This window comes from Synechococcus sp. F70.1, from assembly GCF_047502745.1.
GTDB lineage: Bacteria > Cyanobacteriota > Cyanobacteriia > Thermostichales > Thermostichaceae > Thermostichus.
In genome coordinates this window covers 1-7,103 of the sequence record NZ_JANSJL010000047.1, presented here as the reverse complement: position 1 = coordinate 7,103, position 7,103 = coordinate 1, and the positions used below count along the sequence as shown (strand labels likewise).

At 61.4% G+C, this 7,103-nt stretch carries 7 protein-coding genes; 3 read left to right on the top strand and 4 right to left on the bottom strand.

What is annotated here, in order from left to right; genetic code table 11:
* Both tsaE and lgt read right to left on the bottom strand, forming a co-directional pair.
* A partial coding sequence (gene tsaE, locus NW860_RS04575; protein ID WP_414512691.1) for a tRNA (adenosine(37)-N6)-threonylcarbamoyltransferase complex ATPase subunit type 1 TsaE occupies positions 1-557 on the bottom strand: 557 nt, incomplete at its 3' end.
* On the bottom strand, positions 532-1,386 hold the full coding sequence (gene lgt / locus NW860_RS04570; protein ID WP_414411838.1) for a prolipoprotein diacylglyceryl transferase: 855 nt from the start codon (positions 1,384-1,386) through the stop codon (positions 532-534). The genes lgt and tsaE, both read right to left, overlap by 26 nt.
* 166 nt (positions 1,387-1,552) lie before the next feature.
* Here lgt and recA point away from each other — a divergent pair, with 166 nt between their 5' ends.
* Positions 1,553-2,686, top strand: a complete 1,134-nt coding sequence (gene recA / locus NW860_RS04565; protein WP_414512688.1) for a recombinase RecA — start codon at positions 1,553-1,555, stop codon at positions 2,684-2,686.
* On the opposite strand, the gene NW860_RS04560 is transcribed toward recA, so the two are convergent.
* Together NW860_RS04560 and NW860_RS04555 are read right to left on the bottom strand one after the other, a co-directional pair.
* Positions 2,683-3,492, bottom strand: coding sequence for a TrmH family RNA methyltransferase (locus tag NW860_RS04560; protein WP_414512686.1), 810 nt, complete (start codon positions 3,490-3,492; stop codon positions 2,683-2,685). The two genes, recA and NW860_RS04560, sit on opposite strands and share 4 nt — an antisense overlap.
* Before the next feature lie 9 nt (positions 3,493-3,501).
* Positions 3,502-4,848, bottom strand: a complete 1,347-nt coding sequence (locus NW860_RS04555) for a 16S rRNA (cytosine(967)-C(5))-methyltransferase (RefSeq protein ID WP_414512685.1) — start codon at positions 4,846-4,848, stop codon at positions 3,502-3,504.
* 63 nt (positions 4,849-4,911) lie between these two features.
* Between NW860_RS04555 and hisA the strand changes: the two genes are divergently transcribed.
* On the top strand, positions 4,912-5,697 hold the full coding sequence (hisA, locus tag NW860_RS04550) for a 1-(5-phosphoribosyl)-5-[(5-phosphoribosylamino)methylideneamino]imidazole-4-carboxamide isomerase (RefSeq protein ID WP_414426000.1): 786 nt from the start codon (positions 4,912-4,914) through the stop codon (positions 5,695-5,697).
* A 117-nt stretch (positions 5,698-5,814) separates the two neighbouring features.
* The gene (locus tag NW860_RS04545) at positions 5,815-7,008 is read left to right on the top strand and encodes a M20 metallopeptidase family protein (protein WP_414396633.1); all 1,194 of its coding nucleotides are present in this window, start codon (positions 5,815-5,817) and stop codon (positions 7,006-7,008) included.
* The last annotated feature ends 95 nt before the right edge of the window (positions 7,009-7,103 follow it).

Here is a 7,103-nt window from a genome sequence, read left to right as displayed (position 1 = left end):
CCCCTGCCCTTGACATGTAGCAGGCGGGATCCCTCTGCCTGCAGATGGGGCTCTAGCTGCAGCCAGAGATAGGTTGGAGGCAGGTAAGGGAGGTACTGAGGCCACTCAATGGCAGTGATCCCAACTTGGCCCCAAAGCTCTTCCAGCCCCAGATCTTCGAGAGCCGAAGCCTCTACCTCGCTGGCATGGGCACCAGAGGTAGACCCTAGGCGATAGAGGTCGCAGTGGAAGAGAGGGATCCGTCCCGTGCGGTATTCCTGCACCAGCACGAAGCTGGGGCTGTCGATGGGCTCAGGGATCCCCAGTCCCTGCCCTAGCCCCTGCACGAAGGTGGTTTTGCCACTGCCTAGGCCGCCTGCGAGAAGAATGACCAAGCCGGGGGTAGAGTCGATCCCAACCGCTTGGGGGAGGGCAAACTGCTGCCCTGGAGCAGTGAGAAGGCAGGCGGCGGTCTGCCCCAGGAGAGCTGCTAGGGATTGGGTGGCAGCAGCAGACGGCAGTACCAAAGGAGAGGCTTGTTGCCAAAGCCCTTCATCGGTGATCGCCAGATCCGCCATTTGAGATCTCCTTTTCGAGGGGCTGAGTGGGGATCGCTCTCCCCTCCTCTTGCCTAGAAGCGCGTTTTTGAGCTGTCCCTATCAAAGCCAAGCCGACCGCGATGAGGACTAGGCTGACTGCCTGAGCTACCCGCAGGGATCCCAGCATAAGACTGTCGGTGCGCAGGCCCTCGATCCAAAAACGACCAAGGCTGTACCCCACCAGGTAAAAGCCCAAGAGAGTACCGGGAGGAAGCCGGCGCCGGTAGCTCAAAAAGAGTAGGATCCCGAAGAGGCTGAAGTTCCAGAGGGATTCGTACAAAAAGGTGGGGTGGACTCGGGAGCCGTCAGGAAGCTGCAGTTGCACCCACAGACGACTATCCGGAGGCAACACCTCTCCATAGGCCTCGTTGTTGAAGAAGTTGCCCCAGCGTCCAATCCCCTGGCCAAGGCTGAGGGAAGGAACGATGCAGTCGGCCAGCAGCCAAAAGTTTAGCCGCTGTTGGCGGGCAAACAGGTAGAGGGCTATACTGCCGCCGAGCAAAGCGCCGTGGATGGCCATGCCTCCCTGCCAGAGGGCCAAAACCTTCCACCAAGGGCCATGGCGGTAGCGCTCCCACTCAAAGGCCACATAGTACAGGCGGGCAAGAGGCAGGGATCCCACCACCAACCACGGCAGCAGGTTGGGCATGACATCCGGGGAAAGGCCACGCCGCTCTGCCAGGTGGCGAGCTAGAAAAAGGCCCAGAACAGTGGATAGGCCAATCAGCAGGCCATACCAGCGCAGACTAAAGGGCCCCCAACTGAACACCAGTGGGCCGGGGGATTGTAAGACCAAAGTCGTGAACACAGGAGCCTTCCTGAGCGGATCCTTATAGCCCACTCTACCCATCCCCCGCCCCCCGCTCCAGCCGCAAGCTGAGGGAGAGAACAGGGATCCGCCTAGGCCAAGGGAACGGCAATGCTAGAATGCAGGCTCAACTTCTCACCGCCACGAGTGGGGGAGGGTGCGGGTTATGGCCCAAGGCAAAGCTGCTGCCGTAAACAATGGGGACGACTTGGAGAGGCTAAAAGCAGAGAAACGCAAGGCGCTGGAGCAGGTCCTGGGCCAGATCGAGCGGAATTTTGGAAAGGGGGCAATCATGCGCCTGGGGGATGCTGCCCAGATACGGGTGGAGACCATCCCCAGCGGTGCTCTTACCCTTGATTTGGCTTTGGGCGGCGGCTACCCCAAGGGGCGCATCATTGAAATCTTTGGGCCGGAGTCGTCGGGGAAAACCTCGCTGGCCCTGCACGCCATTGCCGAGGTGCAAAAACAAGGGGGAACGGCTGCTTTTGTCGATGCGGAGCATGCCTTGGATCCAGCCTACGCGGCAGCCTTGGGGGTGGATATCCAGAATCTGCTGATTTCCCAGCCGGACACGGGAGAGGTTGCCCTAGAAATTGTCGATCAGCTGGTGCGCTCTGCGGCTGTGGATATTGTCGTGGTGGATTCAGTGGCGGCGCTGGTCCCTCGGGCCGAGCTGGAGGGAGAGATGGGAGATGCCCAGCTAGGGCTGCAGGCCCGCCTGATGAGCCAAGCCCTGCGCAAGATTGCGGGCAGCGTTAGCAAGACAGGCTCGATCGTTCTCTTCCTCAATCAGTTGCGCTCCAAAATTGGTGGCGTCGGCTACGGTCCCCAGGAAACCACCACGGGCGGCAATGCCCTCAAGTTCTATGCCTCAGTACGGCTAGATATTCGCCGCGTGCAAACTCTGAAAAAAGGTGCAGAAGAATACGGGATCCGAGCGCGGGTTAAGGTGGTGAAGAACAAGGTCGCTCCCCCGTTTCGGCGGGCGGAATTTGACATCATTTTTGGCCAAGGGATCTCCAACGTCGGCTGCATTATTGACCTAGCCGAGGAGATGGGCATTCTTAAGCGGCGCGGCTCTTGGTATAGCTACAAGGAAGAAAACATTGCCCAAGGGCGAGACAATTTGGTTCTTTTCCTAAAGAACAACGCGCAGCTACTGGCGGAGGTAGAAGCGGCTGTGCGCGAAAAACTTTCGGCAGGAGTGCCGGTTTCTACTAGCTATCTAGCGGGAGTAAGAGAAGGAGAGCAGGAAGAGGAAGCAGCCTTTGCAGAGGAGGAGCTCTGGGAGAGCAGCTAAGCACTTCCCCACTGGGCTCGCCGCTGGCGCAGAGCCTCGTAGAGCAGCAGTCCTCCCGCCATGGCCACGTTGAGGGAGTCGACGCCCTCGGCCATAGGGATCCGCACTTGGGCATTGGCCTGCTGGATGGTTGCTTCCCTTAAGCCCGACCCTTCGTTGCCCAGGAGAAAGAGGGTGGGGCAGGTGAGGTCTTGATCCCAGTAACAGGTGGCGCTGGGGGAGAGGGTAGCAGCCAAGACTTGGATGCCATGGCGACGACAGGCCTGGATCCAGCTAGCCAAGTCGGGCAAAACCCGCGGCGGGCAGCGAAACCACTGGCCGGCAGAAGCCCGCAGGACTTTGGGGCTTTCGGGATCAACGCTGTCTGCGCTTAGCCAGAGGCCATCGGCTCCTGCGGCAGCTACGGCGCGAATCAGAGCTCCCAAATTGCCTGGATCTTGCAGGGTTTCTACCACAAGGCCCAGGCGTACCCCCGACAAGGGAGGAGAGGGGATCGGCTGGCTGACAGCCACCGCCACAACTCCCTCCGGAGACTCGGTTGTCGAGAGCGCCGCCATCACTTCCGAGCTGACGGCCTGCCGCCGCAGATCCTTGGGTAGGCTGGCCAGCAAGTGAGGGTGACGCTCAGCCCACTCGGGCGTGTAGCAGAGAGCTTGGAGGGGCCAGCCAACTCGCAGGGCCTCTTCGACGAGGTGGGATCCCTCTACCAAGAAGGCGCCCTGTTCCTGCCGGCCCTTGCTGCGGTGCAACTGCCGCAACTTGCGGATCCAGGGGTTTTTGGGGCTGGTGAGCAGCTCAGAAGCCATAGGGAGGATCTAATCGCAGCGGCGCAGCCGTTGGATAAAAAACCCATCCCGATCTTGCCGGTGAGGCCAGATGAGCAAGGGATCCCCTTCTGGCGCCCAATAGGGATGGGTCTTGAGGAAAGACTGGATGACTCCCTCGTTTTCAGCAGGGTGCAGCGTGCAGGTGGCATACACCAACAGCCCGCCCGGCTTCAGCCAACGGCCTGCCACTTGCAGAAGCTGAGCTTGCAACTGGGCCAACTCGGCAATCCGCTCGGGGGTTTGTCGCCAGCGAGCGTCAGCACGGCGGTGCAGGGTGCCTAGACCAGAGCAAGGGGCATCCAGCAGCACGCGATCGGCGCTTTGCCACGGGGGCAAGGGGGCAGGGGGTTGGGCAGCGGCGCTCAGGGCCAGCAGGTCGATGGCCAGGGGACGGATCGAGCTCAAGCCCAAGCGCTGCACATTTTCCTCCAGGCGGCGCAGGCGGTGGGGGTGGCGATCCAAAGCCCAAATCTCGCCGCGATCCTGCATCCGCTCGGCTATGTGCGTGGTCTTGCCCCCCGGAGCGGCACAGCAGTCAATGACCCGTTCCCCCGGCTGAGGATCCAGGCAGTGCACTACCTGCTGAGCACTGGCGTCCTGAACGCTCCACCAGCCCTCGGCAAAGCCAGGTAGGGCTCGAATATCGCCGGCAGAATGTCCTAGCCGCAGAGCGCCTGGCACGTCGGGGAGAGGGGTAGCCGGGATCCCCACGGCTGCAAAGGCTTGGCTAACCTTGTCGATCCCTGCCCGCAGGGGGTTAACCCGCAGATCCAGATGGGGCGGCTGGTTAAACCAAGCGCACAAGGCTTCAGTTTCAGCCGGCCCTAGGCGCTCCCACCACAGACGCACCAGCCAGTCGGGAAAGCTGTGCCGGATCCCCAAGGCCTGAATGGGATCAGCAGGCAGCCTTTCCTGCAGGGGCTGGAGGGGATCCCTTTCCGGCTGCGCTAGCACCTGGCGCTGGTAGGCGCGCAAGATGGCGTTCACCACCCCTGCTAGCGATCCCAGACCCACTTGGCGGGCCAGTTCCACACTGGTGTGGATGGCGGCCCTGGGCGGGATGTGATCCAAAAAGGCCAGTTGGTAAAGGCCAAGGTGGAGAATGAGCCGCAAGTCGGGGGGCTGCTTGGAAGCAGGGTGGCGGGCGAAGCAGTCAATCAGGGCATCGAGGGTGCGGCGACGGCGGGTAACACCGTACACCAGCTCGCTGACCAGGTGGCAGTCGGCAGGGCCCAGGTGGCTGCGGGCCAACAGCTGCTCTAGCACGACGTCAGCGTAGGCGTTGTGTCGCTCAATCTTCTGCAGGGCCAACAGAGCCAGTTGACGCGCGTTCATGCTCGCCCCGCCAAGCTTTTTGTTCCTGGGCGATACTGGAGAAGCTCCCTAAGGGATCTCATCATGCCTTACAGCAGCGCCTTTCTAGAGGTAATCCCCGCCATTGACCTCCTCCAGGGCCGCGCTGTGCGCCTCTACCAGGGGGATTACGCCCAGGCAGAGCAAGTGGCTGCTGACCCCATCCACCAGGCCGAGGTGTGGGCGGCCCAGGGTGCTCCTCGCCTGCACGTGGTAGATCTGGACGGGGCCAGAAGTGGGGATCCGGTTAACCTCCCCATGATCGAGCGCATTGTCCGCCGGGTAGCTATCCCGGTCCAGGTGGGGGGTGGGATCCGATCCCTGGAGCGGGCGCGGCAGTTGCTGGATCTGGGAGTGGATCGGGTAATTGTCGGCACTGTGGCTGTAGAGGATCCCAAGACCCTAGAGGCGATGACCCAGGTCCTGCCTGGTCGGATTTGGGTGGGGATCGACGCCCGCCAAGGGCAAGTGGCCACCCGCGGCTGGCTGAGTACTACGCCTCTACAGGCCACTGAACTGGTGCAGCAAGTGGAAGCTCAGGGAGCTGCTGGGATCATCTACACCGACATCAGCCGGGATGGCACCCTAGCTGGGCCCAACCTGGAGCAGTTGCGCCAGATCCTGGCTGTTTCCCGCCTGCCTGTCATCGCTTCTGGGGGGATCGGCTCGCTCACCGACTTGCTTGCCCTACTCGGCTTGCCCGGCTTGGCGGGAGCCATTTTGGGCAAAGCCCTTTACTCGGGGGCCATCTCCCTGCCAGAGGCGTTGCGCGCGGTGGGGCCGGGCCGCTGGCAGGATCTGCCTCCGGAAACCAACTTCCTATGGGCTTAGGTATCGAGCAAAGCTCCTCCTGGCCTAGCTTTGCCATACTGGGTAAACCAATAGGCAGCTGCCTGCAGCTCCGAGAGAACCTTGCCCTGACGCTGTCCATCCTAGTTCCCACCGGTTATGTCCTTTCCCGCCCTGCGCCCTGCCGTTCAAGCCCTCCAGCCGGAACTGGTGGCCTGGCGGCGCCACCTGCACAAATACCCAGAGCTGGGCTTTCAGGAAAAGCAAACTGCCGCCTACCTCAGCTGGCGCCTAAGAAGTTGGGGGATCCCGCACCAAACCGGCATTGCCGGCACTGGCATTGTAGCCACCATTCCAGGAGAAGAGCCAGGGCCGGTCTTGGCGCTGCGGGCCGACATGGACGCCCTGCCCATCCACGAAGCCAATGAGGTGGAGTACCGTTCCACCGTCCCCAACGTCATGCACGCCTGTGGCCATGACGGCCATATGGCTATCGCCCTAGGCACGGCTAAGCTGCTACAGCAGCACCGCCACCGCCTCAGAGGTACTGTCAAGGTCATCTTTCAGCCTGCCGAGGAGGGCCCCGGTGGCGCCAAGCCAATGGTAGAAGCGGGGGTGCTGAAGAACCCGGATGTAGAAGCCCTCCTAGCTCTCCATCTGTGGAATAACCGTCCGCTAGGCACCATTGGCGTCAAAAGCGGCCCCTTGATGGCCTTTGCCGATCGCTTTCACATCGAGGTCATTGGGCGAGGTGGCCATGCTGCCCTTCCCCAGCAGACGGTGGATGCGATTGTGGTGGGAGCCCACATCGTGAGCGCTTTGCAAACCATCGTCTCCCGCAATGTGGATCCGCTGCAGCCAGCCGTGGTAACAGTAGGCCGGTTCCGCGCTGGCGACACTTTCAATGTCATTGCCCCTAGGGCTGAGATTTGGGGCACTGTGCGCAGCTTTCAACTAGAGGTGCGGGAGCTCATCGCAAAGCGCATAGAAGAAATCGTGGCCGGCATTTGCCAGGCTCACGGAGCCACCTACAAGTTTCAGTACGAGCGGGGCTATCCAGCAGTTGAAAACGATCCCAGGCTAACAGCCCTCGTGGAACAAGCTGCCCGGCAGGTATTCGGCCCAGAGGCCGCCATCCTCCCCGAGATGACCATGGGGGGTGAGGACGTCTCGTTTTTCTTCAACGAGGTTCCTGGCTGCTACTTCTTCCTGGGATCTGCCAACCCTGCCAAGGGGCTGGACTATCCTCACCACCACCCCCGCTTTGATTTTGATGAGGCTGCCCTCAGCCTCGGCGTGGAGCTGTTTCTGCGCTGCATTGAAAACTACACTGGAAAGCGCATTCTGGAGTAAGTAGCAGCGAGACAGCTTGTAACATGGAGTCCGCTAGGGTTCTCCTCTAGTCCTTGATTCACCGTTCGCGTAAGCGGGACGGAGTCCGTACAATT

Coding starts and splice junctions, on each gene's coding strand:
- recA (WP_414512688.1), top strand. CDS start 1,553: ATGGCCCAAGGCAAAGCTGCTGCCGTAAACAATGGGGACGACTTGGAG.
- NW860_RS04560 (WP_414512686.1), bottom strand. CDS start 3,492: ATGGCTTCTGAGCTGCTCACCAGCCCCAAAAACCCCTGGATCCGCAAG.
- NW860_RS04555 (WP_414512685.1), bottom strand. CDS start 4,848: ATGAACGCGCGTCAACTGGCTCTGTTGGCCCTGCAGAAGATTGAGCGA.
- hisA (WP_414426000.1), top strand. CDS start 4,912: ATGCCTTACAGCAGCGCCTTTCTAGAGGTAATCCCCGCCATTGACCTC.
- NW860_RS04545 (WP_414396633.1), top strand. CDS start 5,815: ATGTCCTTTCCCGCCCTGCGCCCTGCCGTTCAAGCCCTCCAGCCGGAA.